General features: G+C 46.4%; 16 protein-coding genes. 12 read left to right on the top strand and 4 right to left on the bottom strand.

Features of this window, described 5'->3' with window-relative positions; genetic code table 11:
- Positions 1-1,062 precede the first annotated feature (1,062 nt).
- The 7 genes from F557_RS0114995 (at position 1,063) to ilvN (ending at position 14,761) form a co-directional block, all read left to right on the top strand.
- Positions 1,063-3,117 (top strand): vWA domain-containing protein, encoded by a 2,055-nt coding sequence (locus F557_RS0114995; RefSeq protein ID WP_019003038.1) that lies wholly within the window; start codon positions 1,063-1,065, stop codon positions 3,115-3,117.
- A 202-nt stretch (positions 3,118-3,319) separates the two neighbouring features.
- Positions 3,320-5,428, top strand: coding sequence for a tetratricopeptide repeat protein (locus F557_RS0115000; protein WP_019003039.1), 2,109 nt, complete (start codon positions 3,320-3,322; stop codon positions 5,426-5,428).
- A gap of 162 nt (positions 5,429-5,590) precedes the next feature.
- Entirely contained in the window at positions 5,591-8,530 is a 2,940-nt protein-coding gene (locus F557_RS0115005; protein WP_169335216.1) for a clostripain-related cysteine peptidase, read from the top strand.
- Between the two features lie 37 nt (positions 8,531-8,567).
- Positions 8,568-9,374 carry a tetratricopeptide repeat protein gene (locus tag F557_RS0115010; RefSeq protein ID WP_019003041.1) on the top strand — a complete coding sequence of 269 codons (807 nt, stop codon included), beginning with the start codon at positions 8,568-8,570 and terminating at the stop codon, positions 9,372-9,374.
- 345 nt (positions 9,375-9,719) lie between these two features.
- Positions 9,720-11,894 carry an SEL1-like repeat protein gene (locus tag F557_RS21525; RefSeq protein ID WP_084761674.1) on the top strand — a complete coding sequence of 725 codons (2,175 nt, stop codon included), beginning with the start codon at positions 9,720-9,722 and terminating at the stop codon, positions 11,892-11,894.
- A gap of 630 nt (positions 11,895-12,524) precedes the next feature.
- Entirely contained in the window at positions 12,525-14,264 is a 1,740-nt protein-coding gene (gene ilvB, locus F557_RS0115020) for a biosynthetic-type acetolactate synthase large subunit (protein ID WP_026297948.1), read from the top strand.
- Positions 14,264-14,761 carry an acetolactate synthase small subunit gene (gene ilvN / locus F557_RS0115025; RefSeq protein WP_019003044.1) on the top strand — a complete coding sequence of 166 codons (498 nt, stop codon included), beginning with the start codon at positions 14,264-14,266 and terminating at the stop codon, positions 14,759-14,761. The genes ilvB and ilvN overlap by 1 nt, the downstream gene beginning before the upstream one ends.
- Before the next feature lie 140 nt (positions 14,762-14,901).
- On the opposite strand, the gene F557_RS0115035 is transcribed toward ilvN, so the two are convergent.
- Complete coding sequence (locus tag F557_RS0115035; RefSeq protein WP_019003046.1) at positions 14,902-15,957, bottom strand: zinc-ribbon domain-containing protein; 1,056 nt, start codon at positions 15,955-15,957, stop codon at positions 14,902-14,904.
- A gap of 243 nt (positions 15,958-16,200) precedes the next feature.
- On the opposite strand from F557_RS0115035, the gene F557_RS0115045 reads away from it, so the two are divergent.
- On the top strand, positions 16,201-17,520 hold the full coding sequence (locus F557_RS0115045) for a hypothetical protein (protein ID WP_019003048.1): 1,320 nt from the start codon (positions 16,201-16,203) through the stop codon (positions 17,518-17,520).
- 11 nt (positions 17,521-17,531) lie between these two features.
- Positions 17,532-18,644: a hypothetical protein gene (locus F557_RS0115050; RefSeq protein WP_019003049.1), complete on the top strand. Its 1,113-nt coding sequence runs from the start codon at positions 17,532-17,534 to the stop codon at positions 18,642-18,644.
- A gap of 114 nt (positions 18,645-18,758) precedes the next feature.
- Here F557_RS0115050 and pepD read toward each other — a convergent pair whose 3' ends face one another.
- The 3 genes from pepD to F557_RS23530 all read right to left on the bottom strand — a co-directional run bounded on the left by pepD (position 18,759) and on the right by F557_RS23530 (position 20,986).
- Complete coding sequence (gene pepD / locus F557_RS0115060; RefSeq protein WP_084761675.1) at positions 18,759-20,327, bottom strand: beta-Ala-His dipeptidase; 1,569 nt, start codon at positions 20,325-20,327, stop codon at positions 18,759-18,761.
- Between the two features lie 224 nt (positions 20,328-20,551).
- Entirely contained in the window at positions 20,552-20,767 is a 216-nt protein-coding gene (locus F557_RS0115070) for a hypothetical protein (protein ID WP_157617920.1), read from the bottom strand.
- A 96-nt stretch (positions 20,768-20,863) separates the two neighbouring features.
- Complete coding sequence (locus F557_RS23530) at positions 20,864-20,986, bottom strand: hypothetical protein (RefSeq protein WP_019003054.1); 123 nt, start codon at positions 20,984-20,986, stop codon at positions 20,864-20,866.
- A gap of 271 nt (positions 20,987-21,257) precedes the next feature.
- On the opposite strand from F557_RS23530, the gene F557_RS0115080 reads away from it, so the two are divergent.
- The 3 genes from F557_RS0115080 to F557_RS0115090 all read left to right on the top strand — a co-directional run bounded on the left by F557_RS0115080 (position 21,258) and on the right by F557_RS0115090 (position 25,241).
- Positions 21,258-22,502 carry an alpha/beta hydrolase gene (locus F557_RS0115080; RefSeq protein WP_169335217.1) on the top strand — a complete coding sequence of 415 codons (1,245 nt, stop codon included), beginning with the start codon at positions 21,258-21,260 and terminating at the stop codon, positions 22,500-22,502.
- A gap of 164 nt (positions 22,503-22,666) precedes the next feature.
- Positions 22,667-23,779: a glutamate 5-kinase gene (gene proB, locus F557_RS0115085; RefSeq protein ID WP_044143662.1), complete on the top strand. Its 1,113-nt coding sequence runs from the start codon at positions 22,667-22,669 to the stop codon at positions 23,777-23,779.
- A gap of 202 nt (positions 23,780-23,981) precedes the next feature.
- Complete coding sequence (locus F557_RS0115090) at positions 23,982-25,241, top strand: glutamate-5-semialdehyde dehydrogenase (protein WP_026297950.1); 1,260 nt, start codon at positions 23,982-23,984, stop codon at positions 25,239-25,241.
- The last annotated feature ends 309 nt before the right edge of the window (positions 25,242-25,550 follow it).

Below are 25,550 nucleotides of genomic sequence, written 5' to 3' on the forward strand. Positions count from 1 at the left end.
AGTGTTAGACCTCTAAGTATGTATGCGTCTACTCATTAACCCCAGTTTTGTATCAGCATTTTATAAATGCCAAAAAAAGAACAGGGTTTACAGGCAAGTCCACCTCCGTCTTTGATCGTATCACTTTTCAAATTTCGTTACCGTGGATGGCCTCCAAGTTTATCCTTTCACCACCAGGCCTCATCTCAAATGCATGGGCAGGCTCTAAGGCCTTATAGGTTTCAAGAGCGAAAATTTATGTACCGGACCATGAACTTACAACGGTCTAGTACTTTCTTTCATGGGGTATGTCAGGGATAAAACGGCCATACCCTGGGTGATTTGTTTGCTTTATCTGATAAAAAGCATTCTCTCATTTTCTATAAATATGGCAGTTTGTAAGTGCAGTATCCATAAAATGATCACTGCGTATAGTACATAAACCAGCTCTTCTTTAACCAACAAAATAATAACAAAAAAACATTAGTCATTACAATTGTGATAATTTTGTGGTATTTTTTTATGTTAAATCATTAATCTTAGATTACTATATTCGCAACTGAAGACGGTGTAAATACAATTGTTTTGTGTTTGCATTAATTGTGATTATCTTCAAAACTTGTACGATATCTACATGTGGAAATAGTGTAATCCTGTCATGTGTAACAGGTTGGTTTATACCTGATTTCAATATAACAAAGCTTTAAAATAGTCGTTTTCTTTTGAAAAGATAATGTTCTGGAGCTTGTTGACACAGTGATTATGTATTTTGTTGTTATAAATTTATGTAACATTGATGATGTTACATGAGAGCCAATAAAATGAGGTGAAGTGAGTCACAGAGTTTTTTATAGGACTGTAAAAGCACTGTTAAGTTAGAATAGTATTAGTAATGGAGACGGTTGCTGTCATTTGCAAAAAAATCCAAATAGGGTACTTTACGAAAGATAAATGACAAAAATAAAGGCTTCAATTCTTTAAATGTCGGTAAAGTCTATCGTGTGTACTGCACTTGTTTTCTTTAAATAATCATTATTGGTAAAATTATTTCTAGATTATTTTGTCTTTCGAAAGGAATATGGGATGAAGATTTCAGTATTAAATCGTATCAGCATCGGCTTGCTTCTTTGCACCTGTGCGATATTCGCAAATACAGCTGTTCTGTCTGCCGAAAACCGCATGCCGGTAACAGTGGAAAAAGATTCAAAAGTACCTCTGAGAATTCTGACCCGTCCGGGAGCTGTTCTTTATGCCGACAGTGAAGGCAAGAAAATTCTCAAAAGCAATATTCCAACATTCACCTCGTACTATGTGTATACCAGACCTCTCGGGGAGGCTGCCGGTTCAGGAGATGGCTGGTATGAAATTGGCAGTGATGACAGGGGATCTGTCAAGGGATGGATGAAAGGTGCTGATCTGTTTGAATGGAAACAGACTATGTGTCTGACATTTAGTCATCCCGATGGCAGAAATCCGGTGCTTATGTTTGATGACGATGATGTTCTTAATACCCTGATCGACATGCCGGAGGCAGAGAGAAACAAAAAGCTAAACGGATACTATGAGAAAATCGAAAAGGCTGCTGCGAGAAAAATTAAGCTGGAGAAGGATTTTCCGATTGTATCAATAGAGCCAAAAATGGCGGTGGATAATATTGATAAGTTTACGCTGATACCAATAATTGATTACAAGGTGGTGGAGTTTGAAGGAAGAGAATCCAGGCTTCTGGATGTTCTGGCGGTAAACAGCACAGATAAGGATCGTAAAGAGTCAGATATTCGCAAGGACGATGAATACTTGATAAATTCAAATGTTTCGTCTGAATCTCAGGCAAAAGAAGTAAAAAACCTGAAATGGGATATTGTCTGGGTAATTGATACTACACGCAGTATGCGGCCCTATATAGACAGGGTGCGGGAAGTTATGCTCAGGATTTCCGAAAATCTGGCCGGAAATCAAGCCCTTAAGGGAAAAGTGGCGTTCGGAATTTGGGGATACCGGGATTCTCTTGATGTCAAGGGACTTGAATATGTTACCAGGAATTTTACACCAGATCTTCAGGATATTAATGATTTCATTGAAACTGCAAAAAATGTTGAGGAAACAAAGGTGGATTCAGTTACCTTTGATGAGGATATGTTTTCAGGAATTCATGATGCTGTCGTTGATACGAAGTGGCGGGATGATTCCATAAAAGTTGTAATCCTGGTTGGTGATGCGCCAGGCCATAAACAGGATCATAAATGGAATGCAACAAAGCTTGATCAGGATGGCATGCGACAGCTTGCCAATGAAAAAAATACCACCATATTTGCCATTCATATAAATCCCCCTAAATCAAAGAAACATAACAAGACAGCCAGGAAACAGTTTGAAACGCTGTCCTTAAATCCCGGAACAGATCATTCAGTGTTTTTTGATGTTGAAGCCTCGGATATTGAACAGTTTGATGTAGCGGCGGCAGAAATTAGTGAATATCTGTCCAATTGGGCTATTGATGCCGAATCGGCATTATTAGGGAAAATGAAAAGAGAAATTATAGTTGTAAAACCGGATGCTCCGGATATGGTTGGCCCCGGTAAAAAGGAAATTGAACGAGCTCTGCATGCTGCTGTGGTGACCTGGCTTGGAAATGAAAGAAACGTGGCGCCTCCCAGAGATATAGAAGCCTGGGTATCTGATAAAGATTTAATGGATAGTACCAGGCAGGCCCTGGAAGTACAGTTGCTGCTTTCAAAAGCACAGCTGGATGCCATTTCAACGCTGCTTAAAGAGGTGATTGTTGCGGGAGAAACCAATATGGTGAGCGGAGAGGATTTCTTCACATCGCTTCAGGCCGCATCTGCGGTAGTAGCCCGAGATCCTGACAAGCTTGCAAAGGCCGGAAATATAGCAGAGTCAGGACTGATTCCGGATTTTCTGAAAGGGCTTCCCTACAAGAGCCGTCTTATGGAAATTAATAATGAAGTTTGGGAAGGCTGGGGACCGGATGAACAGAATGCGTTTCTGAGTAACCTGGAGGGGAAGCTAAAGGTTTACAGCGAGATTCATGATAATACAGAAAAATGGGTGTCTCTTAATGAGGGGGATGATCCTGATGATTATGTTGCCCCTATACCGCTGGACTTAATGCCCTAGGAAATGTTTTTTGAAATAGTCTGGGAAATAAATGTCTTAATATGACATGTGTTAATAAATTAATGAGTGGTATGCCGTAGTTCCGAAAGCTTACCCTTTCCAAAAATGATACTGTATTAAACATCCTGACTATATCTAATTTAACTTAGAAATTAACTTTTTAGTCGGGGTTTATTACAGAAATAGCAAAAAAGGGATAAATATGAATAAAAAGTACTGGGAAGCACTGATATCATTTTTTGTTTATGCACTGACAGCGATTATGCCTGCCGTTCAGGCAGAAACAGTAACTGTTGAATCCAAGGGAAAGGATTTTAATACTGCTCTTCAAAATGCCAAGGTGGCAGCTTCAAGAAAGATTATGTTTCAGGTGGCTGACTCTGATTTTATCATAGCAAACATGAACGATATCCGTAAGAAGGTAATCAGTCAAGCAGATGATTTTATTGAAAACATTACCGTAATTGAAAAAATTGATGAAGAAAGAAATATCAAGATTACAGCTTCTGTTGATGTTAATAATAGTGCACTGATTAAAAGGCTTAGCTCTATAGAAGGCTTTGTTTCCCGACAATCTCCTGCAGAACCAGCTTCAGAAAAAATAAATATCCACAATCAAAATGCGCATAATGCTGCAGAAAATAACAACTTACCAAATGCAAATATTCAGTTGCTGAAGAATCAATGTGATCAAAAGTTAGCCCATGCCTGTTTTTCTCTGGGAGAATCATTGGAGAAAGGTACCAACGGTCTCCAAAAAGATTTTTCCAAGGCAGTTAAATTTTATGAATTGGCATGCGAAGAGAATGATGCTAATGGCTGTTACAGAATTTCAGAAATTTATTATATGATTTCTCTAATGGCAGCAAAAATTGAATCAGAGCTTGAGGATGCAGAAGATAATGATGTTAAAAACGCAATGATCAGTATTTCTAAAGAAATGCAGAAATACATACCAAATGCAGATCTGATTATTAAAGGATGTGATATTGGAATCGGGCTGTCATGTGCTGCGGCTGGGAATCTTTCTAACTCCTCGCGCAATGTAAAGAAATACAAACAGGGTATAAAATTTTCAGAAAAGGGCTGTTCATTAGAAAGCGGGGTGGCCTGCTCAGATTTAGGAGCAATATATAACCTAGGTAAGGCTGTAAAGCCGGATCTGGAGAAATCAGAAAAATTTCTGAAGCTAGGGGTGGTTTACTCTGAAAAGAATTGTGAAAAAGGTTCGGGGACCGAATGTGGAAATGCCGGTCTTTCATACATCCTGGGAGCCGGGGCGGAAACGAATTATATTCAGGCAATTAAATATCTGGAAAAAGGATGTGAGCTAGGCAATGACAGTTCCTGCTTCTTTTTAGGATATATAAAATCCACAGAATTTGTTTATAACAATAAGGAAATGCCCAGAGGACTGGCGAATGACAGTGAATCTCAGCAGATATATCAAAATTTATGTGTCTCTGACGGTTTTTTATCTGGGTACACCTGTATGCTTCTGGGGATGGCTAAAGTTGAAGAAAATCAGTATGAACAGGCTGTTCCGTATTTAGAAAAATCATGTTTGAAAGGAGTTGGTTATTCATGTGATAACCTGGGAGGTTATCTCCTGACTGATGTTTCGCAAAAGATGGAATACTTAAAAAAGGGCTGTGCATTAGATTATAGCAGTTCGTGCGATAAAATTATAAATATTTACATAACCAATATGATTGATCAGGCATTTAGAAATAATGGTAATAAGAACGATATATCGGTGATGCCTTTAATTGATATTTTTGAAAAGGCATGTGTTTCTGATAATTCTTATGGATGTGTTGCAGCATACGATAACTACAATAACATCACTTCTAATAACAATTATAATTTTAATAAGGCACAATATTTTATAAAACATGCATGTGAGTTGAAGAACGGTATGGGATGCCTCGGTTTGATAGACGGTTATTCAAATGGCAGTCATGGATTTGAAAAAAATCAGGATCTGGCTAATCAAAGTATTCAATTAACAATCAATTACCTGAAATCTTCATGTGAAGAATCTACTTCAAATTCAGAGAATGAATGTGTGGTTCTATCTGTCATACTTATTCAAAATGGATATTCGGCTCAGGCGGTAAAATATTTAGATAATATCTGTTATCTTGGCAATCGTTTTAAAGGTGATGCCTGTTATACACTTGGTAAATACTACCGGTCTGGTAATAATGGTATTGATAAAGATATAGTTCAGGCTAAAAAGTATTATGAAAAAGCGTGCCAGGAAAATTTTTCCAGCTCCTGTGAAGAAGTTAAAGAACTGACTAAATAATTATATGGTTGCAAAAACGTAAAATGCTATAGCACAAAGTGTTAATAGGTCATGACTATTTTTATGAAATCAATAATCAAAATGCAAAACATTGTTATTTTCTAATTTGGCATTCAGTGCAATTCTAGAATGACTAATACTCATTGCATGGGAGATATTATTGTGAAGCTTGATAAGTTTTTTACAATCATAATTGTGTGCATGTTATTAGTGACATCATACATGGACTCGTATGCAAATGATAAGCTAGTCATAAATAATGACAGCAATGCTATGCAGGTTAAGGGGTTGGCACTGCCCCAGGGCCGCGAAGAGATTCCCTGGCTTATCTATGTATATCTGGTAGGCTCCGATCTGGAAACCAAGCAAGGATCTGCAACTAAGGATCTTGAGGAGATCCTCGGAAGCAAAATCGGAAAAAACGTTCGTGTTCTGGTGCAGACCGGAGGGGCGCGGCAGTGGCAAAATGCGGAGGTCTCCAGTCAGGCTCTGCAAATATTTGAGGTATCAGGCGGACAGCTTAGGCTTTTGAAAGCCTATAACAACCACAGTATGGGGGATCCGGCTGTTCTTGCCAATTTTTTGAACGTTGGTGAACAACTCTATAAACCGAAGCATCGGATGATTATTTTTTGGGATCACGGGGGCGGTTATACTGGAGGTGTTGGCTATGATGAGAATTTTGGCAATGATTTTCTCGAAATGAAGGAAATCACTGAGGCTTTTAATTATGTATACCAATCGGAAGAAAAGCCTTTTGAGATTATAGGCTTTGACGCCTGTCTCATGGCAAATCTCAGCAATGCATATTACATGAGCCACTGGGGACATGTGATGGTGGCCTCACAGGAGCTGGAACCGGGAACAGGATGGTATTACACCTCGTGGCTCAGTGATCTTGAAAATAATCCCCGCATCAGTCTGAGAAAGCTTTCTGAAAAGATATTGGATTCGTATGCCCGTGCCTGCGAGGAGCTAGGTGTGCCGAGTGCTACATTATCTGCAGTATCCTTAGATAAAATCCCCAGACTGATCCTTTCATATAATAACTTCGGTAATGCTATTCTTAAGAAGCTTGTAGATAATTATAAAATATTATCAACTGCCATTGACCGTGCAGCCAAGCAGTCTGACTGTTATGGAAATTGTGCTAATTCTAATTTTGAATCGATAGATATATGGCATTTTGTGCAGCATTTATCGAGTTTAGCTCCAGCGGAAGCAGCAGAAGTAAAAGCAGCATTTACTGACGCTGTTATTGCAAAAAGAAATGGAATAAGCAGGAATAAGAGTCAAGGTATCTCGGTATATTATCCGCTTTCAAGGGCAAATGATACGTATGTAAAAATATTCAGTCATGCTGTTCCTACGGTGTTTAATATTATTTATGGACGGCAGATTTATAAGAAAGATAATACTGGCAGGATTGTCGATGTCAGAGGGAATCCGGAACGAATAATTGATAAGAAGTCTGTTGATAAATTAATTTACAATGTTAATTATGTTGATTCTTATCTTTTAAAGACAAGTATGTTATACGATAAATATAGCCGTTATGCTGAAGATTATAGTATTGTCCCCAGTGTCAATCGTTCTGTTATTAAAAGCACTGATGTACCGGCATCGGCCGAGTTTGTAAATAAACTGATTAATGCTTCAAATATATCTGATACGGAGATAGAAGATCTCCGAGGAATAAAAATCTCACTTTCTGATAATACTCTGGGAACTGTAAAGGTGCCTGCTGATATTTTAGAAGCCGTCAGTTCTGTTACGCTCATGGCAGGCAAATATGTTCCGCCTGGGAAAAATGCTCCAAAGGGACTCCTGAAAACTATTGGTAATGATTACCGGATACGGGAAGACTGGTCAAGAGGTATCTTCCGGGGTGAAATGGATGGAACCTGGCCAACTATAGACGGCCATATTCTTCCGGTTTTTTCTCTGGGGATTAGTGATGATTTTATCGATTATCTAAGTTTTGTTAAAATTAATAATATTCCCTGTTTTTTGAGAATTGGCTATGATTTTGAAAAACAGCAATACTTTATTTATGGAGTTCAGGAAATTTACAAAGACGGAACTCCCGGCAGAATTTACAGGAATGGTATTAAGCCTCAGGATAAGCTTACAACTCATTATTTAGTTAAAAATATTGAAACTAATACCTATTATTATGAAGAATTTGAAACATTTAGATATAACAGTACATCTAAAATTACTGATAGAAATATAATAGGCAATGAGGGACTGGTATATTCCTTCTTATTTAATGATTCTTTTGGTAATGAGGTTGTCTCGGAGTTTGTTTCTGCAACTGCTGATGGTAATAAGATTAAACTAAGTTCTTATAATAATTCGTTGAGCGGTTTAAATTCAGATGATGAAAAACTTAATTCGTTAGAATTGCAGAATTTTCAAATTGATAAACTGTCCTCAATTATCGTAGATGTCAATAATAATACTGCACAGGTTAAAATACCGGATAGGTTATTACGAAGCGTAAATGCAGTAAAATTGAACGTATGTTTATATGTTCCCCAAAATAATATCTGTCTTGATTTGGGTGAGGATCTCAGTGTCGATGCGGATTGGAAAGCAGGTGTATTCAGGGAAGACTGGAACGGTGAATGGATACATTTTGGAGATCTTCCGGTTCCTTTAAAGGTTTTATCTGAAGATTCTGATAATATTAAGTATGAAGTAACAGCTAAAATTAATAATAATGCTAAGCGTCTGGTGTTATTAGATAATATTATGGAACAGGTTCCTGTAAAAGTTGAAGTATACGATAGTGAAGCTCAAAGTAACAATATTAGCCACGCGAAAATGCTTAAAGCAGGAGATGAAATTTCGTTATTGTATCGTTTTCATCAGATGCATAATAATAAAATTATGCAAACACAGGAAGTGTATTCAGACCAGATTTTTCCAGACACTCTTTTGATATTCAATGATAGAGATAATTTTCGAATGGATAATATTAAGGATCATTTTATAGTGAGGTTTGAATTTAGTAATACTTCTGGATATACGGTATTCTCAGAACCTTTTCATATATATTTTGATGAAAAAGGTGGCAAGGTGGTTGATAAGTTTTAAATTATCTATTTTTGATATTTTATAAACGGAGTTTTCTATGCTAAAACAAACAGCTCTCTCGGTTTTGCTTTCAGGTGTTTTTGTTATTCTGGCCCCGCTGGCATTTGCAGAATATCTGGATATTAATGATCTTAAGACGGCCTGTTCTAATGATAACGGCGAAGCCTGCATGCAGGCCGGTAATTATTTTGATGATCTTGGCGATTATAAACAGGCTGTCGAGTATTACGAAAAAGGGTGTTTTCTGGATTCCGGCGTGTCCTGTTCAAATCTTGGGGCTCATTACGGTAAAGGACTGGGAGTCGAACAGGATGCCAAGCAGGCTAATCTTTACTATGGCAAGGGATGTCTTTTAGAGGACGGGCATGCCTGTTCCAATCTGGGGCACAACTACGCTGATGGACGTGGCACCAAACAGGACTTTCTGAAGGCAAACAAATATCTGGATATTGCCTGTGCCAAGGATGTGGGCGTTGCGTGCAATAAGCTGGGTTATCATTACTATGCGGGGCTTGGGGTTTCCAAAAATTTTGAAAAGGCCCTTGAATATATAGGAAAAGGCTGTGATCTGGATACGGGGACAGCCTGCAATAACATGGGAATCTTTTATGAACAGGGTGAAGTAGTGCCTGCTGATCAATTAAAATCCTGCCAGTATTTCGAGAAGGCCTGTGGTCTTGATGAGCCTAAAGCCTGTTCCAGTGCCGGTTTCTGTTATTACAAGGGAAAGGGGGGGACTGCTGATCTGAATAAGGCCCTGAAATTCTTTGAAGCTGCCTGTAATGCAGGAGAGCAGTCATCCTGCCAGAATCTTGATATCCTTCGTAATTCAAACCGTAAGTAGATATTATAATTTAATATAATTCTTTGGTATTAAAAATTTGGGTAATAATTTATAACAAGTGACCTTACTGATGGGATTTTTGCTTTAAATGGTATTTGCACTAAGCCTCTATGAGGTTTGGTGCAGAATGCAAGTTTCCTTTTAATAGTGACAGTATGGTCATATTGTTTAATACAATAAAATTATGTATTACTGAATAGTCATTGTTTATATTTGCTGTGGGATTTTTTGTGGTGCGGTTTTAATTTTTTTATTATTTGATTCTATTGATGTGGGTATCGTGACCTGAATCGGTGTTATTATTTTAGGTGTTGTGTCATTGGATTTTTTCTGGAGACTTTAATTATGTTATACCGTACCGTTTTAATAATGCTGTGTACCTCTGTTTTTATGCTTGGCGGTGCAAATGCGATGACACTGGGAGATTCTAAGGAATTATGTCTTCACGATAATACCGGAGTTGCCTGTAATCAAACCGCTGATTATCTAATTGGTCATGACAATAAAGAGGCAAGGGAATATTATGAAAAGGGCTGTTTATTAGATTTCCCGGAATCATGTTTCAATATCGGTTTTATGGATCTTCTTGGAATAGGTGTTGATCAGAACATAAAACAGGGACTGTTATATATTGAAAAGGCATGCAGCTTTAATCATCCCCAGTCGTGTACGGCACTGGGTCTCCGTTATTTAAGCTATGATTATTTTGTTCAGCGGTTGGCAAAAAATTGCAGGCGTCATAATTTGCAATGTGGTAGCAGTTATAATGCCTTTAGAGGGCTGAAACAGGATTTTTCAAAGTCAAAAAAATATTTGGAGCTCAGCTGTAAAGGCAATGACAGCGAAGGGTGCTTTTATTTAGGAGTGCTGTATGATAATGGACACGGTGTTCCCCAGAGCTATGCACGGGCGAAGGACTTTTATACTAAATCCTGTGAGATGAATTATGAGGATGCCTGTTCTAATCTCGGTTACCTTTACAGCAGAGGAAATGGGGTAAAAAAGGATACTGCCAAAGCTCAGGAATTATATGAAAAATCATGTAATCTGGGTAGCGGCACGGGCTGTTTAAATGCCGGTAAATTTTTTCAGAATCAGACAGGCGCAGGTCAGAATATCCAGAAAGCCAAAGAGTATTACCAAAGGTCATGCGATCTGGATAATGATTCCGGATGCTACTCATTGGCCCGTATCTATGACGAAGGTCTGGAAGGTGCTGCGAACTATGGCGAAGCTTTAAAGTATTTTGTTAAAGCCTGTGAATTGAATAACGGGCCTGCATGTTCTAACGCTGGTTATATTTTTGATCATGGTTTAGTGTCTGAAACTGACTTCGTTAAAGCAATGGACTACTATAAGAAGGCCTGTGATTTTGATGTTATGTCAGGGTGTTACAATCTTGGATTTCTGTACCAGCATGGGCGGGGAACGAAGATTAATCTTCACAGAGCAAAGCTTTATTTTCAGAAGGCCTGCAGTGCCGGTCATGGCCCGGGCTGTTATCAGCTTGGTTATCTGTACGAAGCCTCAGATGATTATGATCAGGCAGAAAATTTCTATTCCAAGGCGTGTGATTTAGACTTTGGACCTTCCTGTAACAGTCTCGGCATTTTATATACAAACAGCAGATCTAAAATTAAGAATTCAGTCAGTGTCCCCAAAATTTTCGAAAAGGGATGTAATTTAAATGATGCTTCGTCGTGTTCATCTTCCGCCTTCCTCTTTTTATTAGGCGCTGAGGAGTATGGCGTTTCCCGTGATTTTCAGAAGGCTAAATCTTTATATGAAAAGTCCTGTTCGCTGCAGGATGGTGAAGCATGCCTAACATTGGGAATGCTCTACTACAGAGGATATGGCTTAGAGCTCGATTTTGAAAATGCCCGAAAGTTTTTTGACATTTCATGTAATCTTGATTTTGGTGATGGCTGTTCTTATTTAGGGGTTCTCTATACCAAAGGAGTGGGGGTTCCTCAGGACTTTTCGACAGCCGGACAGTTATTTGAAAAATCCTGTAATCTCAATTCTGGAAAAGGCTGTGCTAATCTTGCTGTTATGTTCAGTAATGAGGTTCCTTCTCAGACTGACAATGTTAAGTATGTAAAATTTATGGAGAAGGGGTGTGATCTTAAAAATGGCTATGCCTGCTACAGCATTGGTCAGATGTTTAATGATGGAGAAATACTGAAACAGGATCCTCTAAAGTCCCGCACCTATTTTGAAAAAGCCCTTCAGTATAACAATGCCGAATGCGGTCCAACCTTCGATAGCCGTTCCTGTATGATTCTGGGCCTGATGTATTATTATGGTCAGGGGGTGAAAAAGGATATACAAATGGCTAAGAATAATTATGAAAAAGCCTGCTTTCTGAATGAAGGATATGCCTGTCATTTATTAGGGGCTTTATATGAAAATGGCGAAGCTGTTTCTGCTGATCCCGGCATTGCTAGCGAAAATTACAGGAAAGCCTGTGTTTTTGGTATTCAGGAATCTTGTGACCGTGTAAAAGTTTTAAACAAATAATTAATTTTAAAAATGCAGATTCTTTGTTTTAAAATATAAGAGTCCGGTGCAAACATGGTGATTTCTGCCTGAATTCGCTATCACGCATTTTTTAAGTCATCAGTCTTCTGGAGATCGGGGGCTTCAGATTTTTTGCCCCGGGGTGTCTCCCTAGTTTTTCAAGTTTTAAGTCCTTTGAACGCCGGGCTTTTTTCATCCGGCGTTCAATGTCCTCTGCCTAAGTATAGCTTTACTCCCCCGCCTTTTGGATTATTCTTTTCCCGGTTCCTGTTTCCGTCGTGCTCTGACATATCCTTCCGCCCCGGAGATCGGGTATATGCCGGATTTCACTTTTTTTCCCCGAGAGTCTTTACTCTGTTATTTTCTTTGGTGCTATAATCACCTCAGGCTTTTTTGCAAAGCCTGGAACAGTTCCTTGCCTTTAACAAACGAAGGCAGAAAGGCAGATTTCTTAAGTACGATTCGACTTATGAAAGGTGCTTTTTATCAGGTGAGCTGTTTCTGGGAGTCTGCCGGGGATTTATTACATATCCCCGGAAAAGCCGGGGAGGTCTTACCGGACCGAACCAGCTTTTCGGCAGGCTCCTTTACTTATTTGTGTTTTTTTTAAAGCCAGCGGAGGCTTTCCTTATGGAAATGTTATCAGGCGCAGAGATGGTGGTTCGCACCCTGGAGGATCTGGGGGTTGACAGGCTTTTTGGCTATCCCGGCGGAGCCGTTCTCGACATTTATGATGCCTTAAAGGATTCTCAGAAAATTAAGCATATTCTGGTAAGACACGAACAGTCGGCAGCTCATGCCGCTGACGGCTATGCCCGTACCACCGGGAAGGTAGGCTGCTGTCTTGTTACCTCGGGCCCCGGAGCCACAAATACCATTACCGGTATTGCCACGGCCTATATGGATTCGGTTCCCATGGTTATCATCACCGGTCAGGTTGCCACCTTCCTTATCGGACAGGACGCCTTCCAGGAAGTTGACATGGTCGGCATTTCCCGTCCCATTGTCAAGCACAGCTACATCTGCAAGAAGGCCGAGGATATTCCGGTATTTATCAGAAAGGCTTTCCACATTGCTTCCACCGGACGTCCGGGACCGGTAGTCGTTGACATTCCCAAGGACTGCCAGAATCCCAAAGTGAAGTTCCCCTATGAGCCCCAGCCGCTCAGCGAGATCTCCATGCGTTCCTACAATCCCACCAGATTCGGACACAAGGGACAGATCAGAAGATCCCTGAACCTGCTGGCCGAGGCCAGAAAGCCGGTTATTCATATTGGTGGCGGAGTTATTGCCTCCCCCGGGGCATGTGCCAAGCTTACCGAGTTTGCCAAAAAGTATCATCTGCCGGTAACCGCGACTCTGATGGGTCTTGGGGCCTTCCCGGGAAGCGATCCCCAGTTCCTGGGCATGGTGGGCATGCACGGTACCTATGCTGCCAATACCGCCATGCACGAAAGTGATCTCATAATCGCTCTCGGAGCCAGATTCTCGGACAGATCCACCAACAATGTTGCCAAGTACTGTCCGAATGCCCGGATCGTTCATGTTGATATTGATCCCTCGTCAATTGCCAAGCGGATTAAGGTGGACATTCCTATCGTTGCTGATATCGGAACGGTGCTGGATCAGATGAACGATACCATTAAGGAAATGAATCTTGCCATTGACAATGCCCGGCTTGATGACTGGTGGAACGAGATTGAGGCCATGAAGTCCCGGCATCCGGTAACCTGCCAGGGGGACGGCACTCCAGGACTCCTGCATCCGGCTCAGGTTATTGAGGGGATTTACCGGGTTACTGACGGGAAGGCCATTGTGGTTACCGATGTAGGACAGCATCAGATGTTTACGGCGCTCTACTACAAGTTTGACGAGCCGCGGAAGTTCCTGTCCTCCGGCGGACTTGGCACCATGGGTTACGGTTTCCCGGCAGCCATCGGAGCCAAGATAGCCAGCCCGGAATCCGAGGTGGTATGCGTTACCGGTGACGGTTCCTTCCAGATGAACCTGCAGGAGCTGGCTACCTGTCTGCAGTACGGTCTTCCGGTGAAGATTGTGATCCTCAATAATGTGTCCCTGGGCATGGTAAAGCAGTGGCAGATGATGTTCTATAACGGCCGCCAGACCGAAACCTTCATGGATGCCGCTCCGGATTTTGTGAAGCTGGCAGAGTGCTATGGTCAGGTCGGTTTAAGAGTCAATAAGCCCGAGGAGCTGGATGACGTTCTTAAACAGTCTCTGGCGATAAAGGATAAGACTGTGGTCATCGATGTCTGTGTGGATCCGGATTCCCGGGTATATCCGATGCAGATTGGCGGCGGCAGCATGGGCGATATGCGTATCAACAGAGAAGAAGAGGAGCGTGTGTAATGCGTCATTTAATTTCAGTGCTCCTGGAGAATGAAACTGGTGCTCTCAGCCGGGTGGTAGGACTGTTTTCTCAGCGGGGTTTCAATATTGAATCTCTTACTGTGGCTCCCACCGAGGATCCGACGCTCTCCAGAATGACCATCACCACTTTCTGCGACGAGCAGGAGGTTGAGCAGATTACCAAGCAGCTTCACAAGCTGATCAATGTTCTCAAGGTTACCGATCTTTGTGATTCCAGCCATGTGGAGCGTGAAATCATGCTGGTCAAGATTGAAGCGGCCACCCGGGATCTGCGTAGTGAGATTAAAACTATGTCCGACATTTTCCACGGGCAGATTGTGGATCTCACTCCTACCCTCTATACTGTTGAAATCATCGGTTCCAGTGAGGAGCTGGATCACTTCCTGGAGGCTGTAACCAAGGTTACCGAGATTATTGAGGTGGTCAGATCCGGCGTCTGCGGCATTTCCAGAGGTGAGAGATCTCTGAGACTTTAGCTTCAGGCTGAAATAATTGAAAAGGGCAGCTTCTGATGCTGCCTGAAAGAGAAACCGCAGTTTATTCCGGACTGCGGTTTTTTAATCTCCCGGCACACTCTTCAGAATGTGCTCCGGTTCGGGAGTGTCCGGGCGCGATATCAGTTCTTCTCAAGTTCCCGCAGCATTGCCCTGACCTTGAAAAACCGCACAGTGGCCTGGATTTGCAGTATTATGCTTGCCAGCATCAGGGTCATAGACAGCAGGACTGAGATGATCATAAAGCTTTCCAGGCTTTCGGAATACGATTCGCTGTCAAGCTTAATAGCCAGCACAGTTAACATAACGGCTGTATTAATAAACAGCGCCGCCAGAAGCCAGGACAGGACTTTCAGCAGGGTACCGGACTTCCGGCAGTACACCATCCATCTCGGCCAGGAGGATCCGGCCTGGGCAAACATCTTTGCAGCGTCCTGAACCAGGGGGAATGATTTCTTCAGAATAATGATGTAGAGAACCAGAGAAATCAGAGCGGAAATGCTGATGATTGCCGAGATCAGGCTGATGATGATTTCTGCTGTTACCATCTTTGCCATGGAATCCATTCGGGTGTTCAGATTCCCGAGGCCGGGATGTTTTTCCGGGGAAGCACTGTTTCCATAAGGGGAGTAAGCCGGAGCATGCATACTGTCGCGGGACGGGGAATCTGTTTTTGCAGCCTCTGTCCCTGCATTGCTGCCGGACATACTGGCGCCGCAGACACTGCAGAATGACGCCCCGGGAGTCAGGGGGCTGCCGCAGGAGGCGCAGAAAGCCGCCAGTGGTTTGGAGTCACCGGAGTTGTTCCGGGACGGTTTGGCAAGACTGAGCGGTGCTTTTTTCTCCGGAGCCGGTTTTGCTGTGCCGGTACCGGAAGAAATACCTTCATTGCCGCCGGGAATATTAATGCTGTCAGAAGAATTTGCCTGAGCCGGTGATTTTTCCGGAGCGGAAGCTGGTTCTGCCGTATTTCGGGCCGGCACATTTTCCGGTGCTGTGGCTGCAGGCCTGGTGAGGCTGCTATCTGAATTATGGTTTTGCGCGGTAGAGGAGTCCGTCCGCGGTGTTTCTTCTTTTTTAGGAGGCGGATCCCGGAAGGTGCGGGAGATGTAGATTTTGCAAAAGGGACAGTTGCGGGAATCGTCCGGGATGTCCTTACCGCAGAAGTTGCATTTCATAGTAGTTCCTGCCAATTTCTGAAACTGTATCCCTCTGATTCTAGCAGATCCGGAGTATGCCATAACGGATTCCCGCCGTCTTAATGCCGTTTTTATTTCAGGAGTCTCATTCCGTACAGGAGCGTCCTGGCCCCTGCGGTCTCTTTTGGGAAATTGCGGTAAAATACCGGTACGTTTTCCGGAACTCTGCGGGGAAACCCCGGATTACCGGAAGATCGGTTTTTCAGGATTACGGATGATAAAATGAAATACATGAAATCAGCATTGCCGGCAGTGTTCGGCGCGGCGGTTCTGGCCTCAGGCTTTCCCGGAGTCAGCGCCGGCAGTGAAGCGGCGGCCCCGGAGCAGGAGGCTCAGGAACGGGACGTCTTCGGCATTATTAAGACGGCGGTTAGCAATAATGATCGGGATCTCCTGCTTACAGCGTTCCGCTATCCGGTTGCTCTGTGTATAAATGAGAAGCTGGAGGTCTATCAGAATGCGGAAGCACTGAAGAAATACACTGTAGCGGAGATAATCGGAAGTGACAGTCTGGTTTCCTCCCTGGTGACCAGTCTTCAGTCCCAGAGCTCCGGAGAGGCCTTTGAGATCAGCTACGACAACTATCAGGTCATGGGTGTGGGGGCTTATGTTACCGACAGGGAGATGGTTACCATCAACTTTACCCAGCAGGGTATTTTTGCTGTTAACGGCACCGGCTGCGGCGGCCTCAAGGTACCGAAGCTTCAGTTCTGCGGTGATCCGGAGCAGGATGCTCTTATAAACATGCTGGCCCTTAACAGCTTCTGGATGTTCAATAGCGGTACCTACGAAAATTTTCGGGATCATGCCTATTCCCGCCTGGAGATGATTCCGGGAGATACAGTGGCGGGCGGCGGCTATGATTTCATCTTTGAGGGCAAGAAGCTGAATCTGGTGCGGGATCCCGGTTCCTTCAACAGTGCGCCTCTGTTTCACGATGATAGCAAGGAATATATGATACTGGCACCGGCGGAGCCCGGCGAGGAATACTGCAGTTATCCCGGAGTATGCCATCCGGTGCCGTTTATTCACGTGTTCTCCAAGAGCAGGGGGGCCTCCAAATGCGATTCCGGAGAGATTGTGCTGGCAGAAAAGTATACTCTTAACTTTTGTCCGTTCTCTCCGAGATTCAATGCCGAGATTCGTCTTTTCACCGAAGGCTTTTCTCTGGAGCAGCCGGATCTTTTCAAAAACTCCTACCGGAACGGAACCGGTGATATGGCTCTTTCCTTCGAGGAACGCAAGGTAACCCGCGGATCCGGCGACAACAGCTATGAGGAAAACGTGAATTTTGCAGTCCTGACATTTAAAGGGCAGAAATTCGAAACCGCCTATTCCCTTAAACACAATATGGTATTCCGGAACGGGGATACCGAGATTCTGGCGGTGCCGGCCGGAGATTACGACAGAGCTAATCAGGAAACGGAGAATTTCAGATGTGCGATGGAGGATCAGTGCGTCCGGCCTACGGAAAGGATGCTGCTTTTTGTGAGAAGCGGCAACGGCAATTGTGAGCGCTATTCGCTGGAACGGCAGAATTAAGGAGACTGTCCATGAAATCAGTTTTTTTTAACATCCTCAAGAAAGCTCTCCCTGCCGCCGGCGCGGTTTTCGGGCTGGTTCTGGGGAGTGCCGCCCATGGTGCGGATACCGGGCTTTTCAGTGCGATAACTGCCGATTTTCAGGCTGAGGTTCCCGAGGGAAAGGCCGCGGATCTGTATGCCGGATTCTGTCCCGGAGATCCGGAGATTCAGGCTGCTATTGACTATTATGTCATTCACAATAACCGGAAGCGCATTTATGTTCAGGATATTCCTCAGGCTCTGAAGCTGACCACGCAGGATACCAGCTATGTCAGCAAAAATTCCGACATGCCTTCCCGCTCCTTTCCGCTGGTTAACTGGATTTACAATTCCATTACCTGGAGCGGAGAGCCCATGAAGTTCTACTATCTGGTGCGGGGATCCTGGGCGGCGGCTCCGGTGTACAATATTACTCCGGATCGCGAAGCCAAACCCACAGGACGTCTGGTTATGGTTTTTGCCACAGGAGACAGCTATAATCTTCTGGAAACCGAGGCTCCGGAATTTCAGAGTCCCGATGGCTGCAAAAACGACAATTTCTGCAATGACCGTCTCAAGGACTTCAAACCCTTCAGAAAAATCATGATGGTTACCAGGGAAGATGAGCAGCGCTGTTCTGCGGCACTTTATTCTGCAGCCCGGGTGGATGTGGAAAGCACGGTGGGCAATGTGGTTGCCAGGAACGAGGTGAGATTTTTTGCCCCGCACGGCAATTTCGTGTTCGAGATTCTGCACCGTGACTGGCGCAGTGCCGACGGGAAGGCTGTCGCTTCTATAACCCATGATCTCAGCACGCTGACCATCAACGGGGAGAAATACAAGATGATCCCGGGCGGCGGCCCCTGGAACAAGGGTGTCGGTTATCTCAAGGGCAATGGAAAATACCATGAGAAGTGGTACTACATGTACCCTGCAGGAAGCGAAGATCAGTCGTATTCCGAAAGCACGCAGCTTACTGCCCGCACTGCCGGAAGACTGGTGTTTATGGTGTTTAACAAGACAACCTTCGATAACGAGCTCTGGGGATCCGAGCGTTTTGTGCTCTATCCGCAAAAGCCTGCCGGCAAGAAAGGAAAAAAATAGAGTTTTCTTTTGAGCCGGTCTGAAAACCGGGCTTTATCCCCCGTAACCAGAACTCCCGGAGAAATCCGGGGGTTTTTCGAGGTGGTTAAAGGGCCGGCGGCGGAATGAGGGGGCTTATTTCGCAGAGCCGGAATTCTCAGCTACCTCATCCTGGCAAAGCTTTTCCAGCGTTTTCAGAATCCAGTCATAGCAGGTTCTGACGGAAGTGATCTCCACTCTTTCATCCGGAGTATGGGCTCCGAAGACATTGGGCCCCACGGACACGATATCCAGATCCGGCCGGAGATTTTTCAGGAGTCCGCATTCCAGGCCGGCATGGATTACGGTTACCCGGGGTTCTTCCGCTAAAAGCCCGCGGTAGGTGGCGGCCATAATCCGGGCCAGAGGACTCTCATAATCCGGCTCCCACGCAGGGTAGCTTTCCTTGCGGCAGATGTGGGCCGAAGCCTCGGAAACCGTCTTTTCAATACGGGACTTCAGAAGCTCCTTTCCGGATTCTGTGGCATGACGTCCCAGAATGCAGGCCTGCACTTTCCCGCCGTCAATGACCAGCCGTCCCAGGTTGCAGGAGGTCAGAGGCTGCCCGTCGGGAGTTCTTTCCAGAACCCCAGTATTAAGTCCCCGGAGCTTGATGATGTTGGAGGTGTCATGGGCTGACATCATGATGTTTTTGTTGGGTACCCGGTCGATGCTGACGGAAATCCCCGGATCGGTATTCCGGTACTTTTCGGAAAGCCTGCCGGACATATCCTCCAGGGAGTCCAGCGCTTTGCTGATCAGAGCTGCGGGCAGGGCGATTTCCGCCTTGCCGTATCCCGGAATGGCGTTCCGGACCGTGCCGGACTCCAGGGAACTGAGACTGACCTTGATATCCTCGTTGGCCAGGGAGCAGATAAGAGTCAGAAGAGCCGTGGCAGCGTTGACACTGCCGTTATCCACCTCCATGCCGCTGTGCCCGCCCTTGCCGTTTTCAATGGTGATGGCGATGGTGCCGTAGTTCGGGGGAACTTCGGATATTTCGGGGGTGTATTCGATATCCATGGAGATGCCTCCGGCACACCCGATACAGATTTCTCCGATGTCTTCGGAATCGATATTGATGGCGGTTTTCCCGGGAATATCCTCCCGTGTCAGCGCCAGGGCTCCCCCCATATCGGTTTCTTCGGAAACAGTGAACACGGCGGATAGCGGCGGATGCCGGACTGCGGGGTCTGTCATGACGGCCAGTGCCAGGGCCATCCCGATGCCGTCATCTGCGCCCAGTGTGGTGCCGTCAGCCGTGACAAAGCCGTTTCCGGTAATTATGGTCTTTATGGCATCCCTGCTAAAATCAAATGCCGATCCGGATTCCTTTACTCCCACCATATCCATATGTGCCTGGAAAAACACCCGGGGGCGGTTCTGGAGGCCGGGAGAGCCGGCGCAGGACAGAATGATATTTCCGGCCGGAGTTCTGACGCCGTCAAGCCCGTGCTCCTGTGCAATTTTTAAAAGAAGCTCCCCGATTCCGTTTTCGTTTCCCGAGGTGTGCGGGATCTGACAGAAGCGGCTGAAAAAATGCCAGACGGAGCGGGGTTCAAGATTTGAGATATCGTTTTCCATGACCAAATAACACCGAAGCTGTTCCCTGACGGGATTGTCAGGAGGGATCAAAGGGATGCTGCGACGAGTCAGTATATTCATTTAGAGCACCGCTGACAAATAAGGTTCTATATTTTTGAAAAAACCGGGGACGGAATTTCCCGAAACCGGATCGGCTTCAAGAATTCGGAATTCCGTAATGATTTTGGAGAAGGTACCCCGGATGAAGTGGCAGAATTCCGGAACCGGGGAAAGAAAAAGGAACGCCGGGGCGCTCCTTTTCTGGAAAACTGTCATGCCGTTCCGGCTCTCTTCATCGCTTCCTGTCAGTGGGAACCGATGTTGAACACGGCGGAATGCGCGTAAAAGACCCGGAGAATTTTTTCGTCGCTGGCATCCAGGAGAAAAAGACTGTGTACCCGGTTTCTGGTGCAGCAGCAGGGGGATCTGTACACCATCGGAGCCTGATCACGAACCTTTTTCTCGGCAGTCGGGAGAACAATTTTCTTTCCGTTCAGGTTTTCTTTGTTTCCGGTATCCATTTTCAGTTCCTCCTCGGGCAAATTCCGCATCCTTGTCCGTCTGTTATATTTAGCGGATAAAATAAGGCGGTCTTTAAAAGAAAAATCCGACTTTCATCAAATATCAGAAAGATAATTTCCGAAGCGCCTGCCATTACTGAATTTTCGGGAGACGGTTCCCCGGGGGCGGGCGGCTCCGGAAATAAAACCGCGGGGCGGTATTCCGGATTGCTTTTTCATTATACACCTGCCGGATGCTTTCGTGACAGAGATTCCGGATTTTCGGTCCGTTTTTCGCCGTGCGGCAGCGGGCGGCGTTCCGTGCCGGGCAAGGCTGTATCCGGTTAAAACCGTGGGTTTTCATGGCTGCATGGGGTATAATGCCACATGGTTCGGGAGATTCCCTGTCCCGTTTTATGTGCGTTCCGGACACCGCCACCCGGAGACCGTCCTGTTATTCCGGGACGTGTATGCAGTTCAGGTTTTTTCTGACATTTTGAGGAGATATTCAATGACTTCTGAATTACTGGAAAAGGATCAGAACCTGAGCGAGGTGCTGTTCAAGCCCACCAGAAAAACCAAGGAAACCTCCTTTGTGGCGAATTCCGTTCCCGAGGATCCCGCGATTACCGAGAACTACTGGTACCGGGACATTCACCTGCCGTACCTGGGCTGGCTGGGATTCGATCTTATTGAGGTGAATGCCGCGCTTTCCCGTATTGCGGCCTCCCGGAACCGGAGAACCCGTCCGCATGCCCTGGATACGGTATACGAGTACGGTCCGGGGAACTGGATTTATGAATTTTCCATGCTGGGCACCAGACATGCCGAGCTGGCAGAAAATGCCGTTAAGCTGGAGGATCGCACAGAGGCCTACAGAAGCTTCCGGCTCGCGGAGCTCTATTTTCTGCTGGCTTCCTATCCCTATATGGTGAATGATGACCTGGCTCAGCAGTCCTTGCTCCAGCATTACCGGTTTTATCGCCGGGCGGCCCAGTATGCTGACGGAGATTATGAGGAAATTAAATTCCGGGTCAAGGATACGGAGGCTACCGCCTTTATTCATACTCCGGACAAAAACTCCGTGCATCCGGCGGTAATGGTGTTCAGTAACTACCAGAACCTGTGCACAGAATATCTGCGCTATTATCAGGAGCTCCTCAGGCCTAACGGCATTGCCATGGTAGCAGTGGATCTTCCAGGAGTCGGGCTGTCCGGGAAGGTGAAGTTCAGCCCCCATCTTGGCAAGGTGCACGAGGCGGCTCTGAACTACATTCTGGATCATGTGCTGTACCTGGATCACCATAAAATCGGACTTCTGGCCCAGCGTATGGGGTGCATTGCGGCCATTCAGCTTATGCTGTCCGCCGGTTCCCGGATCGGGGCCGTCTGCATGGTTTCACCGGTAGTGGACGAATTTCTGATGAGCAAGGTGCTGGCCAAGGCGCCACCCATGCAGCGGGATCTTATTGCCAACCGGGTAAACGGCGATTCCTCGCTGTGGGACAATATCATCCCGCTGCTACAGGCCTATTCTGTTAAAAAGCAGGGGATTCTGTCCGGTTTCAGTACCAGCGTTAAAATGCTGGTGCTGGGGTCAAAGCAGGACTTCTATAATTCAAAGGCCGACGCAAAGCTGGTTGCCGGCATCAGCTCCGAGAGCGAGGTGCGGGATCTTACCGGGGACAGCAGCATTCAGATTTTTGAGAAGGTCGTGCTTGACTCGGCGGAATTCTTTAAAAAGCATCTTCTTTAGTTCCGGGCCCCAGAGATACAGCCGAAGGGATCGCAGTCTGGATTTCGGGATGCCGGCTCCGGGGGCGCTTTCTGTACGGGGCGGCTGATGAAAAGGCGGCCAGACGGCATTGCGGACAGACGACAGACGAACGGATACTGACGATTTTTGAGAGATTCAGGATTATGGCAACAAAATCTAAAACAGTGGTGATTAAGCTGGGAACCTCCATGCTTACTTCGGGAACCAGATATCTGGATTCCTCCCGCATGATTGAGCTGGTTCGGGCGGTAAAGGCGCTCCGGGACGCGGGGCATCAGGTGCTGGTGGTCAGTTCCGGTGCCATTGCCGCCGGCCGGGAGGCTCTGGGATTTCCCGATGTCCCCCGCACCGTGGCTCACAAGCAGATGCTGGCCAGCGTAGGGCAGACCAGCCTCATGATGCGGTGGCAGCAGCTTTTTGCTATTTACCGTATCAGCGTGGGACAGATTCTGCTGACGCAGGCGGATCTCGAGGAGCGGGAACGCTTTCTGAACGCCCGGGATGCTCTGGAGGCCATTGTGGGGCAGAATATCGTGCCGATTGTGAACGAGAACGATGCCGTGGCCACCCGGGAGATCAAGTTCGGGGATAACGACAATCTTTCCGCCAGGGTAGCGGTGCTGGCAGATGCGGACGTGCTTATTCTGCTCACCGATCAGAAGGGCCTTTATACTGCAGATCCCCGGTCCTGTCCGGATGCCCGGCTGATCCGGGAGATCTCGAAGATTACCCCCGAAATTCATGCTCTGGCCGGAGACAGCGTCAGCGGTCTGGGCACCGGTGGCATGAGCACCAAGCTGCAGGCTGCGGAAATTGCCACGCGGAGCGGCATTGAGGTTATCATTGCCTCCGGAGATAACCCGGCGCTGATTCCGGATCTGGTGGCCGGCCACGGGGACTGCACCAGGTTTGCGCCGGAGACTACGCCGCTGGAGGCCCGCAAGGCCTGGATCCTGGCAGGGCAGAAGCCGGAGGGGGTGATTACGGTGGACGCCGGTGCCGAGAATGCGCTCCGGAACCGGGGAGCCAGTCTTCTTCCCAGCGGGATTACTGCGGTGAGCGGAAATTTCATGAGAGGGGCAGACGTGATTATTGCTGCTCCTGACGGCAGGGAAATTGCCCGGGGTTTTTCCAGATACGACAGTGTCGCCCTTGACCGGATTAAGCGGCATGGATCTGACGAAATCGAGAATATTCTGGGATACGAAAACGGATCTGTCGCCGTGCATCGTGACGATATGGTAATAACCAGCTGATCCGGGATTAAAGACTTTGCCCAGATTCGGGCCCGGCTTTCGAAGTTTCTGGTGTCGCAGGAGTGCGGTGAGAGACCGGAAACTTCCTTAAAACACGTCAGACGGATGATTTGCAGGTTCTGTCATGGGGAAATGCAGCAGTCATGACCTTTGCCGAGGCCCTTTTACGAACAAGATGCTTAGGATTTGAGGAATTATTATGATTTCAATTGAAGAAATGGGCCGCCGCGCCAAAGAGGCTTCTCACATAATGGCCGGCTTTCTGACCAGGGATCGCAACCGGGCTCTTGAGTCCATCAGGAAAGGGCTTGAAAACGCCATTCCGGAGATCCTGAAGGCTAATGAGGAGGATCTTACCGAGGCCCGTGCCAAGGGGATCGGGGCGGCGCTTCTGGATCGTCTAACCCTTAACGAAAAGCGGCTTCAGGGAATTATTGCGGATATCGGCAAAGTGGCGGGGCTTCAGGATCCGGTGGGCGAGGAGTTTGACAGCCGGGTGCTGCCCAATGGCCTGAGACTCCGGAAAAGAAGAGTTCCTCTGGGAGTTCTCGGGGTGATTTACGAGGCCCGTCCCAACGTCACCGTGGATATTACCTCACTCTCCGTCAAAACCGGAAATGCCTGCATTCTGAGAGGCGGCAAGGAGACTCTCCGCAGCAACACGGTTCTGGTGACGGTTATCAGAAATGCTCTTAAGGAGGCCGGGTTTCCGGAGGATGCGGTACAGTATATTTCTGATCCTAACCGTGAGTATGTAAATCAGCTTTTAAAGCTGGACCGCTATGTGGACATGATTATTCCCCGGGGCGGACAGAAGCTGCAGGAGCTCTGCCGCCGGGAAAGTACGGTTCCGGTGATCATCGGCGGCTTCGGCATCGGCCACATTTTTGTGGATGCCTCAGCAGATCCGGAAAAGTCACTGCCGCTTATCGGAAACTCCAAGATTCAGAGGCCCAGTGCCTGCAATGCCGTGGATACGGTTCTGGTGCACCAGGCCCTTCAGGATTCCTTTATTCCCCGGCTGGCACAGTATCTGGCGGAGAGAGATGTTGAGCTTGTAGCGCACGGCAGAGCCTGGGAGATTCTTAAGGATCTGCTTCCCGGTCATGTCCGCGAAGGGCAGCCCGCTGATTTTGATGTCGAATGGCTGTCTCTCAAGGTAAACATTGCCGTAGTGGACGATCTGAATGCTGCCGTGGCTCATCTCCGGGCGCACGGTGCGGTGCATTCTGATGCCATTCTTACCAATGATTATGAAAACGCCCTGACGTTCATGAATGCCGTGGATTCCGCCTGCGTGTATGTGAATGCATCCACCCGGTTTTCAGACGGCGGTCAGTTCGGACTCGGAGCCGAGGTGGCCATTTCTACCCAGAAGCTTCATGCCCGGGGCCCTATGGGACTTCAGGAGCTGACGACCTACAAGTGGATCTGTGAAGGCAGCTACTCCCTGAGAGAGTAGGCCTTTCCAAGGAGATCAGGCACTGGCCGATCCGGTTTATGATGAGCAGGGACTTCTTCGGAAGTCCTTTTTTGCTAGTTGGCGGGAGTGTCTGCGGTATGGTCTGGTGGAGCAGCATTGATGATGAAGCCTGGCGCGGTAAACCGGCGGGAGCTGGCCCTCTGTCTATGGGACTCCGCAGGCAGCACCTTCGGGAAATGAAAGCATTCCGGGATATAGCATATCGAGGACTGCCGGGAAAGCACTTCTGAGGATAATTTACGGGTTAAAACATGTGTTACGGCGACAGTACAGGCATGTTTGCGGCAG

The sequence above is a fragment of the Succinimonas amylolytica DSM 2873 genome (assembly GCF_000378405.1).
Taxonomy (GTDB): Bacteria; Pseudomonadota; Gammaproteobacteria; order Enterobacterales; family Succinivibrionaceae; genus Succinimonas; species Succinimonas amylolytica.

What these genes read in the sequence shown, in the direction of transcription:
- F557_RS21525 (WP_084761674.1), top strand. Translation starts at nt 9,720, where the DNA reads ATGTTATACCGTACCGTTTTAATAATGCTGTGTACCTCTGTTTTTATG.
- F557_RS0115070 (WP_157617920.1), bottom strand. Translation starts at nt 20,767, where the DNA reads ATGGATACCGGAAACAAAGAAAACCTGAACGGAAAGAAAATTGTTCTC.
- F557_RS0115010 (WP_019003041.1), top strand. Translation starts at nt 8,568, where the DNA reads ATGCTAAAACAAACAGCTCTCTCGGTTTTGCTTTCAGGTGTTTTTGTT.
- F557_RS0115050 (WP_019003049.1), top strand. Translation starts at nt 17,532, where the DNA reads ATGAAATCAGTTTTTTTTAACATCCTCAAGAAAGCTCTCCCTGCCGCC.
- ilvB (WP_026297948.1), top strand. Translation starts at nt 12,525, where the DNA reads ATGGAAATGTTATCAGGCGCAGAGATGGTGGTTCGCACCCTGGAGGAT.
- F557_RS0115045 (WP_019003048.1), top strand. Translation starts at nt 16,201, where the DNA reads ATGAAATACATGAAATCAGCATTGCCGGCAGTGTTCGGCGCGGCGGTT.
- F557_RS0115035 (WP_019003046.1), bottom strand. Translation starts at nt 15,957, where the DNA reads ATGAAATGCAACTTCTGCGGTAAGGACATCCCGGACGATTCCCGCAAC.
- F557_RS0115080 (WP_169335217.1), top strand. Translation starts at nt 21,258, where the DNA reads ATGACTTCTGAATTACTGGAAAAGGATCAGAACCTGAGCGAGGTGCTG.
- F557_RS0115000 (WP_019003039.1), top strand. Translation starts at nt 3,320, where the DNA reads ATGAATAAAAAGTACTGGGAAGCACTGATATCATTTTTTGTTTATGCA.
- F557_RS23530 (WP_019003054.1), bottom strand. Translation starts at nt 20,986, where the DNA reads ATGAAAAAGCAATCCGGAATACCGCCCCGCGGTTTTATTTCCGGAGCC.
- pepD (WP_084761675.1), bottom strand. Translation starts at nt 20,327, where the DNA reads ATGAATATACTGACTCGTCGCAGCATCCCTTTGATCCCTCCTGACAAT.
- F557_RS0114995 (WP_019003038.1), top strand. Translation starts at nt 1,063, where the DNA reads ATGAAGATTTCAGTATTAAATCGTATCAGCATCGGCTTGCTTCTTTGC.
- ilvN (WP_019003044.1), top strand. Translation starts at nt 14,264, where the DNA reads ATGCGTCATTTAATTTCAGTGCTCCTGGAGAATGAAACTGGTGCTCTC.
- proB (WP_044143662.1), top strand. Translation starts at nt 22,667, where the DNA reads ATGGCAACAAAATCTAAAACAGTGGTGATTAAGCTGGGAACCTCCATG.